The sequence below is a fragment of the Nitratidesulfovibrio sp. genome, assembly GCF_040373385.1.
GTDB lineage: Bacteria > Desulfobacterota > Desulfovibrionia > Desulfovibrionales > Desulfovibrionaceae > Cupidesulfovibrio.
Map to the genome: position 1 here is coordinate 670,389 of NZ_JBDXXH010000001.1, position 16,362 is coordinate 686,750.

Genomic DNA, 16,362 nt, shown 5'->3' on the forward strand with positions numbered 1-16,362 from the left:
GCTCACCACGCGTCCGCGCGTGTCCACACGGCGATACGGCATGAACAGCAAGAAACGCATCCTCGGCATACTGCTTGGCGTCATGGTTCTGGCGTCGGGCATCTGGTACTGGCATGGCCTTGGCAAGGTGGAAACCGACGACGCGCAGGTGGATGGGCGCATCTTTATGGTATCGCCGCGCGTGGCGGGCTACGTGGTGGACGTGCCCGTGGAGGACAACCAGTTCGTCAGGGAAGGCGAGGTGCTGGCCCGGCTTGACCCCACCGAGTACCAGGTGGCCGTGGCCGAGGCGCGCGCCCAGCTTGCCGCGTTGCAGCGCGGCGTGCCGCTGGAACTTTCGCAGACCGTGCACCGGGTGACCGGTGCCCAGGCCGTGGAAGAAGCCACCAAGCGCCGGGCCGCCCAGGCCCGCGACGAAGAGGACGCCGCCCGCTACGAAATGGAGCGCCTGTCCACCGAGCAGGCCCAGGCCGCCCTGGACCGGCGCCGCCTGGAGGCCCTGGTGGGGCAGGGGGCCGTTTCGAGAGAGGCGGTGGACCGCGCCCGTACCGCCGATGATGCCGCCAAGGCCCGGCTGGAATCGTCCCGTGCCAAGCTGGAGGCATCCAGCAAGGCCCGTGCGGCGGCAGAGGCCGAAATGCGCCGCGTGCGCGCCGAGGTGGACCTGGCCGGTACCGGGCAGGTGGTGGCGGAAATCCGCGCCCGCCAGGTAGAGGCCCAGCAGGCCAAGGTGCGCCAGGCGGAACTGAATCTGGACTGGACCATCGTGCGTGCCCCCGTGGACGGCTACGTGACCAAGAAGAACGTGGAGCCGGGCCGCATGGTCACGCGTGGGCAGCCGGTCATGGCCGTGGTGCCCATGTCGCCCGACCACCTGTGGGTGACGGCCAACTTCAAGGAAACCGAACTTACCGACGTGAAGCCCGGCCAGCCCTGCGAAATCCGCGTGGACACCTACCCCAACCTGGTGCTGCAAGGTCAGGTGGAATCGATCATGGCGGGCACGGGCGCGGCCTTTTCGCTGTTTCCGCCCCAGAACGCCTCGGGCAATTTCGTCAAGGTGGTGCAGCGCATTCCGGTGCGGCTGCGCCTGACCGATTACGACCCCGCCACCATGCCCCCCCTGCGCGTGGGCATGAGCGTGGTGCCGGTGATATTCACCAACAGGGGCGTTTCCGAGGTGCCCCCGCGTGCCGCCGGGGCGGACGGCCCCACCGGGCGCATCGAGGGAACGGGCGACACCAGGGGGGGCGACGCGGGCGATGCGGCGAAGCCCGCCGCCAACGGCACGGCTTCCGTGTCCGGCATGACGCCGGGCATGACGACGGGCAAGGCCAACGCCACTGCCCCGAACCAGCCAGTCCAGCCTGCCCAGCCAGCCCAGCCGGTCCGCAAGCAGTAGCCGGGACGGCAGGGCGGCATGTCGAAAGAACCCGAATCGGTCAACCGCTGGCTCATCACCCTGGCGGTGATGGTGCCCACGCTCATCGAAATCCTGGACACCAGCGTGGCCAACGTCTCGCTCAAGCACATCCAGGGCAGCCTGGCTGCGGGCGAGGAAGAGGTGACCTGGGTGCTCACCTCGTACCTGGTGGCCAACGCCATCGTCATTCCCATGAGCGGGTGGCTGGCGCGGCTGATGGGGCGCAAGCGCTTCCTGATGCTGTCCATCGCCGTGTTCACCGCCAGTTCGCTGCTGTGCGGCGCGGCCACCAGCCTGGCCCAGATCATCCTGTTCCGCATCTTTCAGGGGCTTGGCGGCGGCGGGCTGCAACCCATGTCGCAGGCCATCCTGATGGAAACCTTTCCGCCCCAGCAGCGCGGCATGGCCATGGGCATCTTCGGCGTGGGGGTGGTGCTGGGACCCATCCTGGGGCCGCTGATGGGCGGCTACCTGACGGATAATTTCACCTGGCGGTGGATATTCTACATCAACCTGCCGGTGGGGCTGCTGGCGTTGTACCTTGCCGGGGCCTTCCTGTTCGATCCGCCATACATGGAACGCCGCCAGCGCGGCGAAGTGGTGGACTACCTGGGCCTGGCCCTGCTGACCACGGGCATCGGCGCGTTGCAGATCGTGCTGGACAAGGGCCAGCAGGACGACTGGTTCAGCTCGCCCTTCATCACCGCGCTGGCCGTGGTTTCGGCGGTGTCGCTTGTGGGGCTGGTGTTCTGGGAACTGCGCCACCCAAGGCCGGTGCTGGACTTCCGCATCCTGAAGAACCGCAGTTTCGCCATCGGCAACGCGGTGATGTTCTTCGGCTTTTTCGCCTTCTTCGGGTCCATCGTGCTGCTGCCGCTGTTCCTGCAAGGGCTGATGGGCTACACCGCCTACCTCGCGGGGTTGGTGCTGGGGCCGGGGGGTATGCTGGCCCTGGTGTTCATGCCCGTGGCGGGCAAGCTGACCGAACGCATCGACGCCCGCTGGATGCTGGCCTTCGGCATGCTGGTGTGCGCGTATTCGCTGCACATCATGGCCGGGTTCAACCTGTACATCGACTTCGGTACGGCGGCCTTCGCCCGTGTGCTGCAAGGCATCGCCATGCCGTTCTTCTTCGTGTCGCTGTCGGTGGTCACCTTCGCCTACGTCCCGCGCGAGGCCATGAACACCGCATCGCCCCTGTACAACCTGCTGCGCAACCTGGGCGGCTCGTTCGGGGTGGCCTTTGTCACCACGCTGCTGGCCCGGCGCACCCAGTACCACCACAGCGTGCTGGCCGAGGACATGACGCCCCTCTCGCCCGCCTACGAGCTGAGCTTCGAGCAGATTCGCAACGGGCTGGCCATGCAGCTTGGCGAGGTGGCCGATCTGGCCGAGCGCACCCGCGTGGTGATCTACCAGTTGCTCCAGCGCGAGGCATCCGCCCTGGCCTTCAACGACGCCTTCTTTTCGCAGGGGGCCATTTTTGTGCTGCTGTTCTTCTGCGTGTGGTTCATGCGCAGGCCGCCGCGCGGCAAGCATGAGGGCTTCGTGGAATAGGCGCGGGCGATGTTTCCTGCCTGCTGGTGACGCCGGGTATCGATGCACAATGGCCGCCGCTCTGAGGGAGCGGCGGCCATTGTGCGTGCGCCATGCGCCGTGCGAGGCGTGGATCGGCGTTCGGTATCAATTCCTTGTGTCGTCGGCCAGTTCCGCGCGCACCGCTTCGATCACCTCAAGGTACCGGGCAAAGACCTGCTCGTCGTCCTCCACGCTGCCGAAGTCGGTGCCGGCCTCCACGTCGCGCAGGTCGAAGATGGCGTTGGCCAGCGCCCACGGATCCGGCTGGTCCAGCACCCGGCCCGTGCGGCCATCGTCGATGAGGTCGCAGGCGCCCGTGGCGCGGGTGGTCACCGTGGGCACGCCCATGGCCTGCGCCTCGGCCACCACGTTGCCGAAGGTGTCGTAGAACGAGGGGTGGCAGAGCACGTCCAGCCCGGCGTAGAAACGCGGCATGTCGGCGGCCTTGACCTTGCCGAGGAACACCACCCGCTTCTCCACCCCCAGCGATGCGGCGTAGTCGGCGTACTTGCGGCTGCGTCGCCCCCCGGCCGCCACCAGCACGTATTCCTCGGGCAGGTGGGCCAGCGCGGCGATGAGCCGGTCCAGTCCCTTGAGCTCGAAGTTGCTGGAACAGAACCCGATGGCCCGGTGCTTTTCGCGCAGGCCCACGATGCGCCGGGCCTCGCCGCGCAGGTCGGTGAAGCGCCGGATGTTGAAGCGCCGGGTGTCCACCCCGTTGGGGATGACCACCACCGTGGCCGGGGAATGGGGAAACTGGCGCGCCACGGCGGCCCGCACGTTCTGCGAGATGGCAATGACGCGCCGGGTGGCCGGGTGGTTGTAGATTTTCCGGTCCAGCACGGTCATCAGCAGGTTGTTGGGGTTCAGCAGGCGCGAGAGCGCCTTGGTGAACCGCCGCAGGGGCGAGCGCTGCGCCGCCAGGCTGTTGTGCATGAAGTCGCGGTGCGGCCCGCCCGACCTGTGGATGTGGCACCCCGCCATGTTGCCGAAGCTGACGCTGATGGTGGTCGGCGGCAGTTCGCGCAGGGCGCGGGTGGCGGCCAGGTGCAGGCCAAGGTTTTTCATGAACCGGCCGGGCCGCCACAGCCCCAGCACCCGGATGTCCACAGCCAGCGGCGCGGCGTCGGGATCGGCCTTCGGGCCGTCGCCGTCCCGGCGCAGGGTTGGGGCCTTGGCACCGGGCACGTCGGGGGCCATTTCGCCGCACAGCACACGGACGGGCACGCCGTGGGCGCGCAGGTATTCATGGAAGCGGTAGCAGAAATGCTCCACGCCGCCGTAGCGCGAGTAGGTGCGGATGAATAGTGCGACCTCTGGCAGAGCGACCTCTGGCAGGGCGACCTCTGGCGGGATGGATTCGGGATGGGGGGGCGCGGGGTGAGGAGCCTCGTGCCGGGTGGCATCCGGAAGGACGGCTCCGGGCTGGGTGTCGTCGGGCGTGGGGGCGGTGGGCGTGTCTGGCATGGTTGGGTGGGTCGGGGTGTGCGCCGGGGCGCGGGATGGGGCGCAAGGCCCGAACGCCCGCTTGGTCTAGCAAACGGCCACGACCGGTGCAAGGCCGGCCTGGAGTGGGCGGGTTCGCCCGCGAAGGCGCGGTGCCTCCGGCTCCATCCTTCCGTCCTGCTCCCTGCGCCCGTTCGCCCCCCGTTCGCTCAATCCGGCCCCGCAAGTGCCCAGGTTCGCGGGGCGCTGCTTCAGCCCTGCGCGCCGGAGGGCGGGTAGTCCTTCTCGGTGCGCGCGCGGGTTTCTTCCAGCGTTTCTTCCGAGTCGGCGTAGCGGTCGGCGATGTCGCGGAAGGTTTGCAGGTTGGCCAGAAAGGCGTCCACCACGTCCGGGTCGAAGTGCGATCCGCGCCCCTGGCGAATGATCTCGACAGATTTCTCCATATCGAACGGGGGCTTGTACACCCGGCGGCTGATCAGCGCATCGAATACGTCGGCCAGGGCCATGAGCCGGGCCGAAACGGGAATCCCGTCGCCGGAAAGCCCCAGGGGGTAGCCGCTGCCGTCCCACTTCTCGTGGTGGCAATAGGCGATCTCGCGTGCGTGGCGCAGGAACGAGACAGGCGTATCCAGTTGTTTCTCCGCCGCGATGATGGCGTCGCGCCCCAGCGCGGGGTGGCGCTTCATGTCCTCGAATTCCTCTGGCGTGAGCTTGCCGGGCTTCAGCAGGATGCGATCGGCGATGCCCACCTTGCCGATGTCGTGCAGGGGGGCGGATTTGAACAGCAGGGGGATGTCTTCCGGCGTGAGCGCGGCGGAAAAGCGCGGATGGTCCGACAGATGCTGGGCCAGCACCTTCACATAGTGCTGGGTGCGGCGGATGTGGTTGCCGGTTTCGTTGTCGCGCGTTTCGGCCAGCGAGGCCATGGCCATGATGGTCACGTCCTGCACGGCGGCCAGTTCGCGCATGCGGCGGGCCACCTCGTCCTCGAGGAATTCGTTCTTGTCCTTCAGAAAGTCGCGGGCGGCCTTTACCTGCAAGTGGGTGCGCACCCGGGCCAGCATGATGGACGGGCTGACCGGCTTGGTGATGTAGTCCACGGCCCCCAGTTCAAGGCCGATGCGCTCGTCGTCCTCTTCCGACAGGGCGGTGAGAAAGATCACCGGCACGTCCGCCGTGCCGGGCAACTCCTTCAGTTTGCGCAGCACCGCGTAGCCGTCCATGCCGGGCATCATGATATCCAGCAGCACGAGGTCCGGCGGGCTGCCGGAGGACAGGATGCGCAGGGCCTTTTCTCCACTGTTGGCCACCTTGACCCGGTAGGCGTCCTTCAGCAGGTCGCTGAGCAGGGTCAGGTTGTCGGCGGTGTCGTCCACCACCAGCACGGTGCGCCGGGTGTCGTCAGCAGGAAGGGGGGGAAGGGGAGTGTCGGTCATGGCTGCCTCGCGTGGCTGGGGTGACATTCGTGCCGGGCATGGGGACTCGTTACGGAAAGGGCCAGTGGGACAGTGGGACAGTGGGACCGTGGGACCGGAAGGCAGGGGGGCTGGAGGGGGGGCGAGCAGCGGCCTGACTCCCGGTGCGGCTGTTTGTCGCCCGCTCAGCCTTCGCGCGCGGGCCGGGCCGAGCGCAGCATTTCCAGGGCGGTTTCGAACTCGAAGGCGCGCAACGCCTCGCCCATGCCGACCACCAGGGCCTGCCCCAGGGCGGCGCGCAGGGCCTCTGCGTGGGTGTTGAAAAGGTCGACGGCTTCGCTGTCGTCTTCCTCGATGAGCGTTTCCAGCCGGTCAAGCAGCGTGTCTGGCAACGTGTCTGGCAACGTGTCGGGCACGGCGTGCGGGGGCCCTTCTGGCAGGTCACTGCCCGTCAGGTTCCTGTCCGGTCCGGCGGGCGTATCCGGCGCGGCGTTTGGCGCATTGCCGTCCGCGTCCCCGGGAGCATGGGGGCTGGTGGTGCCCTCCGGGCCGGGGGGCGCGTCATCCAGCAGGCGGTGCATGGCCCGCACCGCCTCATCCAGCGAGGTGCGCAGCAGCGCCAGCACCTCTGCCGCGCGCGCGGTGGGGGCCTCGTGGCGCAACACCCCTTCCAGGTCGGCGGCATGGGCCTGCACCGTACGTGCGCCCAGGGTACCAGCCACGCCCTTCAGGGTGTGCGCCTCGCGCGTGGCCGCTGCCCCGTCGCCGGACTGGATGAACCCGGCGATGCGCGTGGCAGCGTCGGCGTGCTGGGAAACAAAGCGCCGCAGCAGCGTGTGGTAGGTGGCCTGCTTGCCCAGTACCCGGCGCAGTCCCGCCTCGGGATCAAGAACGAGCCGGGCCTCGTCCTGCCTGTCTTGCCGGTCCTGCAAGTCCTGCCGGTCCTGCAAGTCCTGCCGGTCCTGCAAATCTGGGCGGGGCACGGGCGGCATCCCGTGGGATGCGCCGGGCGCTGTGTCTGATGGCGCGCCGGGGGGCATGCCGGTGGCGGGTGTGTCCGCCGTTTCGCCCAGTTGCGTCTCGTCCCGTGCCTCCGCACTGGCCCGCCGGGGCAGCCAGCGGATCAGCGCCGCGAACAGTTCGTCCGGGTCGATGGGCTTGGCCACGTGGTCGTTCATGCCCGCCGCCAGGCATGCCTCGCGGTCGCCCTGCATGGCGTTGGCGGTCATGGCCACGATGGGCAGGCTGCTGGCCCCCTGGGTGCGGCGGATGGTCCGGGTGGCCTCGTATCCGTCCATGACGGGCATCTGCACGTCCATCAGCACCAGGTCGTAGCCGCCCTCAGTGACCATGCGCACCGCCTGCGCCCCGTCTTCCGCCGCATCGGGGACCAGGCCCGCCTCGGCCAGCAGGCCCATGGCCACCTCGCGGTTCAGTTCGTTGTCCTCCACCAGCAGCACGCGCGCGCCCCGTACGCCGTCGAGCATGGCGGGCCGGGTGTCCGGCGGCGGCACGGCGGCCCGTGGCACGGGAAGCACCGCGCCCAGCAGGCGCATGACCGTGTCGAACAGCAGGGATGGCTGTACCGGCTTCACCAGCACGGCGGCCACCCCCACCCCCTCGGACGCGGCGAAAATTTCTTCGCGCCCGTGCGCGGTAACGATGGCCACGGGCAGGTCCGGCGTCAGGGCGCGGATGTTGCGGGCCGTCTCCAGCCCGTCCATGCCGGGCATCTGCCAGTCCAGGAAGACCATGCCGAAGGGAGTGCCCGACGTCTGGGCCTCTTGCAGCAGGCGCAACGCGGCCTCGCCGCCGTCCGCCTCCACCGCGCGGAAGGTCATGCCTTCCAGTAAGTGGGCCAGCACCATGCGGGCCTGGGGGTTGTCGTCCACCACCAGCACCCGCAGGCCGCGCAGGTCGATGCGCGGTACCAGCGCCCTCCGCCCGGTGCCCAGCCCCAGCCGGGCCGTGAACCAGAAGGTGCTGCCCCCGCCGGGGGTGCTGTCCACGCCCACGTCGCCGCCCATCAGGTCGGCCAGTTTCTTGGCGATGGCAAGGCCAAGGCCGGTGCCGCCGTACTTGCGGGTGGTCGAGGTGTCCGCCTGCTGGAACGAGACGAACAGCCGGGCCTTCTGCTCGTCGGTGAGGCCGATGCCCGTGTCGCGCACGGCAAAGCGCAGCAGCACATCGGTATCGCCTGTTTCCAGCGTTTCCACCCGGACCACGATTTCGCCGTGCTCGGTGAATTTCACCGCGTTGTTGGCGTAGTTGATGAGAATCTGACCCAGGCGCAGCGGGTCGCCCCGCAGCATGGGGGGCACGTCGGTCGCCACGTCGAGCACGAATTCCAGCCCCTTGGCGGCGGTTTTTTCCGAGACGAGGTTGGCCACGGTGTCGAGCACGGTTTCCAGTTCGAACTCGGTGTGCTCCACCGTCAGCTTGCCCGCCTCGATCTTGGAGAAGTCGAGGATGTCGTTGAGGATGCCCAGCAGGTGCTGCCCGGAGGCGCGTATCTTGCGCACGTAGTCCGCCTGGCGCGGATCCAGTTCCGTCTTCAGGGCCAGGTGGGCCATGCCGATGATGGCGTTCATGGGGGTGCGGATTTCGTGGCTCATGTTGGCCAGGAAATCGCTTTTGAGCTGCGTGGCTTCTTCGGCCACTTCCTTGGCCCGGCGCAGTTCGGCCTCTGCGCGCTTGCGCTGGGATATGTCGCGCAGGGCGCCGCAGGCGCTCATGGGGTGCCTGTCGGACGGGGGCAGCTTGCTGAGGCTGATTTCCAGCGGCAGGCGGGTGCCGTCCTTGCGCACGCCCACCACCTCGCGCTCGTGGCCGATGACCTGGAGCGGCGAGGCCAGAAAGTCGTTGCGCAGCTTCACGTGGCGTTCGCGTACTTCTTCAGGCAGGAATTGTTCTACCAACTGCCCGGCAAGTTCGCCCGTCTCGTAGCCCAGCAGCCGTTCAAGCTGCGGGTTGCACAGCACGATGCGCCCCTCTCCGTCCACCACCACCATGGCGTCCGGGGCGGAATGCACGATGCCCCGGTACCAGGCCTCGGTATCCTTCAGTTCCGCCTGCTGCTCCTTGAGCTCGGTAATGTCGTTGATCAGGGTGACCCGGCGGGGGGTGATGTCCTTGTCGCCGATGAGCGCGCAACGCACGTCGGCCCAGCGCACCTCGCCGTCGGGGCGCAGGTAGCGGTGCTCTGCCCGTACGGTAAGGGTGGAACGCGTCGGGTCCGGACCTTCGGCATCCTGCCCGGCATGCTCCGGGCTGCCGTATTGCAGGTGGGCATATTCCGGCTTGTCGGGGTCCAGGCGGCCCAGCAGGGCTTCCAGCGCTTCCCGGTCGTCGGGGTGAAAGAAGTCCTCAAGGTCACGCCCGCGCAGTTCCGGTTCGCTGATGCCGATGAAATCGATGAAGGCAGGGTTGGCCCTGTCGATGCCAAGTCCCTTGCGTTCGCTGACGATGCCGATGCCCGCCGTTTCGAACACGGCGCGAAAGAAGGCCTCGCTGCGGCGCAGGAGTTCTCGGCTTTCCTCCAGTTCCGTTGCCTGGGTGCGGGTCTGCTCCAGCAGGCTGCGGGTGTGCAGGTTGCGCTCCAGCACTTCCTGCGACAGGGCGGCCATGGGCAGCATGTCCTCGAACAGGGTGGCGGCGCGCGGGGGCAGCGGTCCCAGGGTGGCCAGTTCCAGCACGCCCAGCAACCGTTCGCCCAGCAGCAGCGGATAGGCCCGCAACGAGGCGGGGTGCACGTCGCCGAGCCCGGTGGCGAAACGCAGGGTTTCCCCTTCCGGCGGCGTGAGTTCCACCGGCACGCGCATGGCCGCGCAACGGCCAACCAGCCCATCGTCCTTGGCAATGCTGGCGGGCGGACCGCCGACGATGCCCCCCAGCGAGGCCACAAGGTCCAGGTGCACGCCATCGTCGTTGGGCACGTACAGCGCCGCGTAGGGGGCGCCGGAAACTTGCGCGACCACGGCGGACAGGCGCTGGCCGAAGGAATCCAGGTCACCCGCCTGTTGCAGGGCGGTGGCCGTTTCGGACATCTGGGCCTTGATCCAGCGCTGCTGTTCCATCTGGCGTGAAACGCCCCGCAAGACTTCCAGCGAGCGGGCCATGGCCCCCATTTCGTTGCGTTCCTCGCCGTAGGGTACCTGCACGTCCAGGTCGCCGTCGGCCAGTGCCTTGACGCAGCTGGTCAGGGCCAGCAGGCGTCGCCGGATGCTCCAACTGACAAGATAGGTGATGGCGATGACCATGGCGCAGAACAGCCCGTACGCCGCAGTGGCCTTGAGCTGCATGGTATGGTTTTCCGCCACCGAGGACTGGAAGAAATGTTCCGCCGTGGATCGGGCCGCGTGCATCAGGTCGTCGATGGCGTGCACCAGCCGATCGGCCGGGTTCTCGGGCGAGGATTCGGTAAGCCGCCACGCTTCCTGTATCTCGCGGTTTTCGGCCAGGGCCATGGCTCTGTCGCGCATGGACAGGAAGTCGTCGTAACGGCTTGCCATGGCGTCGATGAGGGCCGGGTTGCCCCGGAAGTTGACGCGCACGGCCTCCATGCAGTCGTGGAACAGGCGTTCCTCGCGCCGCAGGGTGGTCATCTGTTCGGCCTTGATGGACTCATCCACCTCGATGATCTGCTCGCGCATGGCCGCACGCATGCGCTCCACGCTTTCCTTGGCCTGTTGCAGGCTGCTGGTGGCGATGAAGGTGTGCCGATAGACGGTGTTGGCGTCTTCGGCCATGTCGCGCATAAGGCTCAGGGTGCTGTAGCCGAGCACGATGCTGAAGGCGACGATGAGCAACGTGCCGATGAGCAGCCGCTGGAAGACGGAAAGATGGCGGAACAGCATGGGGCCCGAGGGGGTGGGCATGGCGGGGCTCCTTCCGGCCGTAGGGATGCCCGCGAGGCCGGGCGGGGATACGTGGGGCAGTATAGGCGAGTGCGGGGAATATTGTCCAGAAGGAGGGAAATAACGAGGTGGGGGGCACGGTAAGGGGGGGCGATGGCGACGGGGGATGGCGGCGCGGAAATCCGGGCCTGGGGAGCCATGCAGGGGCGGGGCTGGCCCTGCGCAGGGATACGCTGGCCGATGACGTGCCAGGGATGGCTGGCAGTGGTGGTGGCCCCGTGGGCGGTGAATACCCGGTGGGTGTCCGGTGGAAGCCGGGGGGGGCGATGGGGGGCAGACAACGCCGCGTCGGCCAGATGAACCCGGGGGACAGTCCGGCTGGCCGGGGCGCCAGATCATTCGGGCAGGACGCTCCACAGGCGATACACGGCGGCTTCCGCCGCTGTCGCATCGCGCGCGTCACGGGCCAGGGCCAGGGCCTCGGCGTTTGTGGCGGCGGGGTCGTGGCGCGTGGCACCGTCCACGGGGTGCCAGCGGATCAGGAACGACGGCGCGGGGTTGGGGCCGCGCCCTTCGGACCACACGGGGCGGTCGCCGACATTGGGGCGGTGGCGGTGGGACTGCGGCGGCTCGGTCCGCCAGGTGCTGGCGTGCGCGCAGGAATCCGTGGAGACGGCGGATTGTGCCGGGCAGGGAAGCGCCTGGGGCGCAGGCGAATGCGGCGCGGGCAGAATGGGGGTGGCGTGCATGGGACCTCCGTGTTCCGATGTGGAAAACGTATTCGCACAAAATGTGCGAGTGGTCCAGCAGAGTGCGCCGCAAGGGATGGGGAACGAGGCCACCGGGAGTGGTATCCGGGGGCTGTGGCCGGGGCGTGACGGGTGGCAGGGGGCGCGACGGGCACGACCAACCGCTGTGGGCATGCCGGTACCGGACGGGCGGCAAGATTGGACGCTGGGCTACAGTTCCTTGCCCGCCCAGATGACCCGACCGATGACTTCCCATTGCAGGGTGTCGTCGCGCGGGTCGATCTCGATGTCCTGATAGGCGAATTCCGGGTTGTCCCCCCGGAAGTGATAGCGCCCCGGCGTGCGGGAAAACCGTTTGATGTAGATCTCGTCCTGCACGCGCAGCACGTAAATACGGTCTTCCGCCAGTGCATGGTCGTGCTGGTTGACCAGCACCAGGTCGCCGTCGTGCAGGGTGCGTTCCATGGAACGGCCCATGACCTCCATGAGACACAGGCCGGTGGTGGACCGTGCCCGACCCAGCACCCAGTCCAGCCGGAAGGCATGCTGCTCCTGTGGGCGCCCGCCGGTCTGCAACGAGCCGCCGCCCGCGCTGGGGCGTGCCTCCGCCCTGTCCACCAGGACGAATTCTTCGGCCAGACGCCGGGCTTCTTCCGGCGCCTCCGGTTGCCCGGCGGACGGGCGCGGGGTCTCCCCGTAGGGGCGCAGCATGCGTTCGTGCAGGCCGCGCCGGTGCGACGGCCCGCCGGTGACGGAAATGCGGTCCAGGTGCTCGGTGAGCCGCGCGAGATTGGTGCGGCTGGGAAACCGCTCGCCGTTCTTCCAAGCGTAGACGGTGCGCTCGCTGACCCCCGCGATTTCCGCAAGGCGCTTCACGCCACCCACGCTGTGCAGCGCGTCGATGACGTACTCCCGAAGCTCGTCCCAGTCGGTTCCCGTGGAATCGTACTCGTTCATGCATGTGATGTTAGCACATTCTGTGCGGATGTCCATGAAAAATTGCCATCGGTGTACCGATACTCTTGACGTTTGTGTGCGAAGTATGAAATATCTGTGCGCACGACAGGTCGCGACCCTTGATGTCCTTGTGCGGCGCCGTGTGGCCTGCCGATCTGGGTGGTGAAGCGGGTGGGAGATCGGGCCGGTTGCCAGCGGGAGCGGCGAAACGGCGATTCAATAGGATAACTGATACAGCTGTCGTCCGACCGGGAGGTTTCCACGTGGATGGTTCCGGTTCTGGGGCAACGAGAGGGTTGGGAATGTACGCGATGTCACGCGGTGGCCGGTGCGCCGTATGCGGTAGCTCGTCCGGCATGGAAGATGCCGCGGTGGTGGCTGGCGTGGTGCTGTGCCCGGCTTGTGCCGAGGGATGCAGCCTGCATGACCGGCGGCTGCCCATGATGTTCATCGAGGTTGACGAGCACCGGCGACTGCTTGGTCTGTACCATGCAAGCCACGACGAGGCCCGCCACCCCACGCCCGAGACTGCGCGCGCCCGGCTGCGCGCACTGGAGGCGTGCAACCGTTTTTTTGAAGGAGGTGCGTCATGCCGATAGTGACTTGCCTGCATTGCGGTACTCCGTTTTCCGTCAATCCGGCTCGGCTGCTGCACGGTCGGGGGCGGTATTGCAGCCGGGCCTGCCATGCGGCGGCGCGGACCCTGGAACGCCCCGAACGTTGCCAGTTGTGCGGGGGAGCCATGCCGCCGGGGCGCGCCCATCGCCGCTACTGCTCGCGGGAGTGCGTATCGCTGGCCGCCGCCGGGCAGGCCCGGCCGCAGCCACGCGACTGCGCGGTGTGCGGGCGCAGGTTCACCCCCGCCACGCTGCGGGACAGGTTTTGCGGACCCGGCTGCGAGGCGGCGGCGCATGGCATGGATCACGGGTTGTTCGAGGACCCGTGGGCCTCGGGGGACATTCCGCCGGATTGCTATGGCCGCGACCTGTTCCGCATGCCGGACATGGTGCTTGGATTCTGAGGCCCGCCGAAGGGCGAACGGTCGTTACCGGCGAGGGGATTCATGCCGGTTGGCCGCCACACGGCGAGCACGCCGTCCGGCGCGCCCCGCGCCGGTACGGGATATGCCGACCCGCGTGAGCAACGCGACGCGGCTGGTGCGACGTGGACCGTCGCAGAGGAGGATGCCGCATGGCGGCTGTGAACAGAGTGATGCTGCTCGGGCGCGTGATGGCCGCGCCCCGGCCCGTAGCCGGTACATCGGGTGATTGCGTGCTGTTTTCCGTCAGCACCGAGGGCGCCGGACAGGACGACGCGGGCCAGCGGCACCGGGTGCGCGTCACCGGCGACCAGGCCGCATGGTGCCTTGCGCGGTTGCGGCGCGGCATGCTGGTGCACGTGGAGGGAGAATTGCTGGCCTGCGCGCAGGGGGGGGAAGCCTGCGCCGTGGTGGCGGCGTGGCTGGTCCAGGCCGTGGAGAACGACCAGCGTTCGGGGGCGCCCGTACATCCGCCTGCACATCCGCCTGCACATCGGCCCGTGCGTGCGGCTCTGCAACCCGCCGTATTTTCCGCCGCGTTTCCCGGCGTGCGGGACGATGCCCCACTGCCCGGTGCGCACTGCGCCCGGTCGGAACCCCTTGATCGCGGGACCGATGAACATGCCGGTGGCGATGCTGGCGCATTGTCGCTGCCGTGGCGGCGTGCTCCGGATATGGCCGGTGGCGTGCCGGGCATGCCGTCATGGCGCATGCATTGAGGTAAGCGGGCCGGTGCGTGGTGGAGGCGGCCGGTGTCGGGCGCCCGTGAAGCAACGTCAGACGCGGTCGAGGTGCCGCGAAACAGAGAGGAAGGACGCATGCAGGGCGCGCAGCAACAGCGACAACTGTCTTTGCACGATCACGTTCCGGAGGTGGCCCGGATGCCTCGCGGCATCTGCGGATGCGAGGAATCCGGGGTCTTGGGGGGCCGGCCGGAGGCCTCGCTGCCCTGGGGATGCCGGACAGGTATCCACCGGGCGGTTGCGGGCCGGGAGACGGCGCGCGATTCCGTCCCGGGACAGGGGCGGGGGGGGATGCACGGGCAGCCGTTCGTGCTGGTGGGGCTGGACGCCATTGGCCGCGCCGTGGGCGCGGGGCAGGGCGCGGTGAAGCGTTGGATTCGCGAGGATGGATTTCCTGCCCGCAGATGCTCGGACGGTACCTACCGGGCCGATCCCGACGCGGTACGGCGATGGTTTTGGGGAGGGCATGAAGCAACCCCGTGCGGAGTATACCATCCCGGCAGCGCAGCAGAAAATTCTTCCGGAACGGTCGGGGACGGCATTGCCCATAGCGCCCGTGGCGACGGGCCGGGGCGCGGGCACTAGCCGGAAGCCCGGCCCGTGCGGCACCGGAAGCCGGTGTGGCAGTGCCCGGACTTCCGGAACTTGCGTGGCCGGGCGGCAGATTGCCGCCCGGCCACGCTGCATTGCTTTTGCCCCGGTGACGGCAGCCTTTATTGCCCCTGAATGGTCACGTTGAATTCGTCGTCCACGGCCACCTTGACGTTGGCCGTGATGCCGATCCAGCGCGAGGCCGCCACGGTAAGCGCGGGCAGGGCACTCTGGATGTCACGCGAACTGCCGGTGCTGGTCACCACCACCTTCCACAGCACGGGGCCGGTAAGTTCGCTCGGAGAGGGCAGGCCCTCCATCGTGCCCAAGGGGGTGCCGTAGGGCGGGCGGGCGTACTCGGGCAGGTCCGTGGGGGGGGCGGAAGCAGTGCCTGCGGGGGGTGCCGGGCGTGCGGCTTCGCCAGCGGGATCCGCGCTGCCCGGCGGCATGAGGGGGGCGGGCGGTGGTGCGCCCTGCTGGCCAGGGGCCACAGGCCCCGGTGCCTTCCGCACGGTTGCACCTGAACCGGTCGTGTCCTGCCCGATCATGTCTTGTCCGATCATGTCCTGCCCGGCCCGGCTCGAAGATGGCGTTTCCTGGACGGCGCCATGGCCGGAGCGCAGGTCGCGGGCCTCTATGGACAGGGTGCGGGTATGCACCACCGTCATGGGCGGTGGGTAGCCGTAGCCGGTGCCGAACCCGCGATAGCCGCCGTAGCCCCAGCCGCCGTAGCGGCTGCCGTAGGCCCCGCCGTACCATGGCCACGAACCGTAACCGACGCCGATGCCCACGGTCGGTCGTGAGGAATACGACGGGTCCGGCACCTCGTGCGGGCCGTCCACCTTCCATTCCACCACCACGGCCATGTCCGCCGCCTCCGGGCTGGCGGCCTCGCGGTAGCCGTGCCCTGTGAGCACGGCGCGCAGCCGCTGGGTGGACTGGCGAAACATGTCGGCGTTGATGGCGTTCAGCGTGGAAAGCGCGGTGCCGGGCACCAGCACGTAGCTTTGTCCGGCCTTGCGAAAGCCGGGGGCCGACACGGCCTGCACGTCTGCCTTCATGCGCGGGGCGCACCCTGTGACCAGCAGCACGCCCATGAGGAGCAGGCAGACGAGAAGGCAGATCCGCAGGCGCGGGATGTCCGGCGGGCGGAGGGCAAAGCGGGCGTTTTGGCCGGTCAGGCCGGTCCCGCCGGTCCCGCCGGTCCAGTCGGTCCAGCCGGTTCGGCCGGTTCGGCCGGTTCGGCCAGTCGGGGCGATCTGGGCGATCATGGGATGTCCTTTGCCATGCGGCAGGTGATGTCCGTCGCTGAGGCCCGAAGTGTCCGTTGCGTAGGGGGGCAGGTCGCTCGCCCTGTTCCCGGAAGGGGCATGGGCCTCGGACTCAATGTGTCGCGGCCACGCGACGGTCGAATGGACCTCTGCTTTCCGGAATATGTGCATGCAAGCGGGGGCTGTCCATGCACCTGCCGCCGGAAGGTGGGGGGCGGAGGATGCGTTGGGGGACGCCCCGCAGGCGCGGCGCGGCATGATGGGGCGTGTCCAGGCCCTGTCGGTGTGTGGGGG

At 68.5% G+C, this 16,362-nt stretch carries 11 protein-coding genes; 5 read left to right on the top strand and 6 right to left on the bottom strand.

The features are described 5' to 3' along the window. Nucleotides 1-40 precede the first annotated feature (40 nt). Both ABWO17_RS02785 and ABWO17_RS02790 read left to right on the top strand, forming a co-directional pair. The gene (locus ABWO17_RS02785) at nucleotides 41-1,402 is read left to right on the top strand and encodes an HlyD family secretion protein (RefSeq protein WP_353115826.1); all 1,362 of its coding nucleotides are present in this window, start codon (nucleotides 41-43) and stop codon (nucleotides 1,400-1,402) included. Nucleotides 1,403-1,420: 18 nt separating this feature from the next. Beyond that, nucleotides 1,421-2,980: a DHA2 family efflux MFS transporter permease subunit gene (locus ABWO17_RS02790; RefSeq protein WP_353115828.1), complete on the top strand. Its 1,560-nt coding sequence runs from the start codon at nucleotides 1,421-1,423 to the stop codon at nucleotides 2,978-2,980. A 126-nt stretch (nucleotides 2,981-3,106) separates the two neighbouring features. Here the strand turns inward: ABWO17_RS02790 and ABWO17_RS02795 are convergent, their stop codons facing one another. The 5 genes from ABWO17_RS02795 to ABWO17_RS02815 form a co-directional block, all read right to left on the bottom strand. Continuing rightward, nucleotides 3,107-4,468 (bottom strand): glycosyltransferase family 4 protein, encoded by a 1,362-nt coding sequence (locus ABWO17_RS02795; RefSeq protein WP_353115830.1) that lies wholly within the window; start codon nucleotides 4,466-4,468, stop codon nucleotides 3,107-3,109. Between the two features lie 230 nt (nucleotides 4,469-4,698). Next, on the bottom strand, nucleotides 4,699-5,883 hold the full coding sequence (locus tag ABWO17_RS02800; protein WP_353115832.1) for a response regulator: 1,185 nt from the start codon (nucleotides 5,881-5,883) through the stop codon (nucleotides 4,699-4,701). 164 nt (nucleotides 5,884-6,047) lie between these two features. Beyond that, a complete protein-coding gene (locus ABWO17_RS02805) occupies nucleotides 6,048-10,739 on the bottom strand; it encodes a response regulator (protein WP_353115834.1) in 4,692 nt (1,563 codons plus the stop codon). Between the two features lie 374 nt (nucleotides 10,740-11,113). Beyond that, entirely contained in the window at nucleotides 11,114-11,467 is a 354-nt protein-coding gene (locus tag ABWO17_RS02810; RefSeq protein WP_353115836.1) for a hypothetical protein, read from the bottom strand. Between the two features lie 210 nt (nucleotides 11,468-11,677). Then, nucleotides 11,678-12,424 (bottom strand): S24 family peptidase, encoded by a 747-nt coding sequence (locus ABWO17_RS02815; protein ID WP_353115838.1) that lies wholly within the window; start codon nucleotides 12,422-12,424, stop codon nucleotides 11,678-11,680. A 356-nt stretch (nucleotides 12,425-12,780) separates the two neighbouring features. Here ABWO17_RS02815 and ABWO17_RS02820 point away from each other — a divergent pair, with 356 nt between their 5' ends. The 3 genes from ABWO17_RS02820 to ABWO17_RS02830 all read left to right on the top strand — a co-directional run bounded on the left by ABWO17_RS02820 (nucleotide 12,781) and on the right by ABWO17_RS02830 (nucleotide 14,182). Next, nucleotides 12,781-13,023, top strand: coding sequence for a hypothetical protein (locus ABWO17_RS02820; protein ID WP_353115840.1), 243 nt, complete (start codon nucleotides 12,781-12,783; stop codon nucleotides 13,021-13,023). Next, entirely contained in the window at nucleotides 13,014-13,445 is a 432-nt protein-coding gene (locus ABWO17_RS02825; RefSeq protein ID WP_353115842.1) for a hypothetical protein, read from the top strand. The genes ABWO17_RS02820 and ABWO17_RS02825 overlap by 10 nt, the downstream gene beginning before the upstream one ends. 170 nt (nucleotides 13,446-13,615) lie before the next feature. Beyond that, nucleotides 13,616-14,182 (top strand): single-stranded DNA-binding protein, encoded by a 567-nt coding sequence (locus ABWO17_RS02830; protein WP_353115844.1) that lies wholly within the window; start codon nucleotides 13,616-13,618, stop codon nucleotides 14,180-14,182. A 737-nt stretch (nucleotides 14,183-14,919) separates the two neighbouring features. On the opposite strand, the gene ABWO17_RS02835 is transcribed toward ABWO17_RS02830, so the two are convergent. Further along, complete coding sequence (locus ABWO17_RS02835; RefSeq protein WP_353115846.1) at nucleotides 14,920-16,068, bottom strand: hypothetical protein; 1,149 nt, start codon at nucleotides 16,066-16,068, stop codon at nucleotides 14,920-14,922. Between the last annotated feature and the right edge of the window lie 294 nt (nucleotides 16,069-16,362).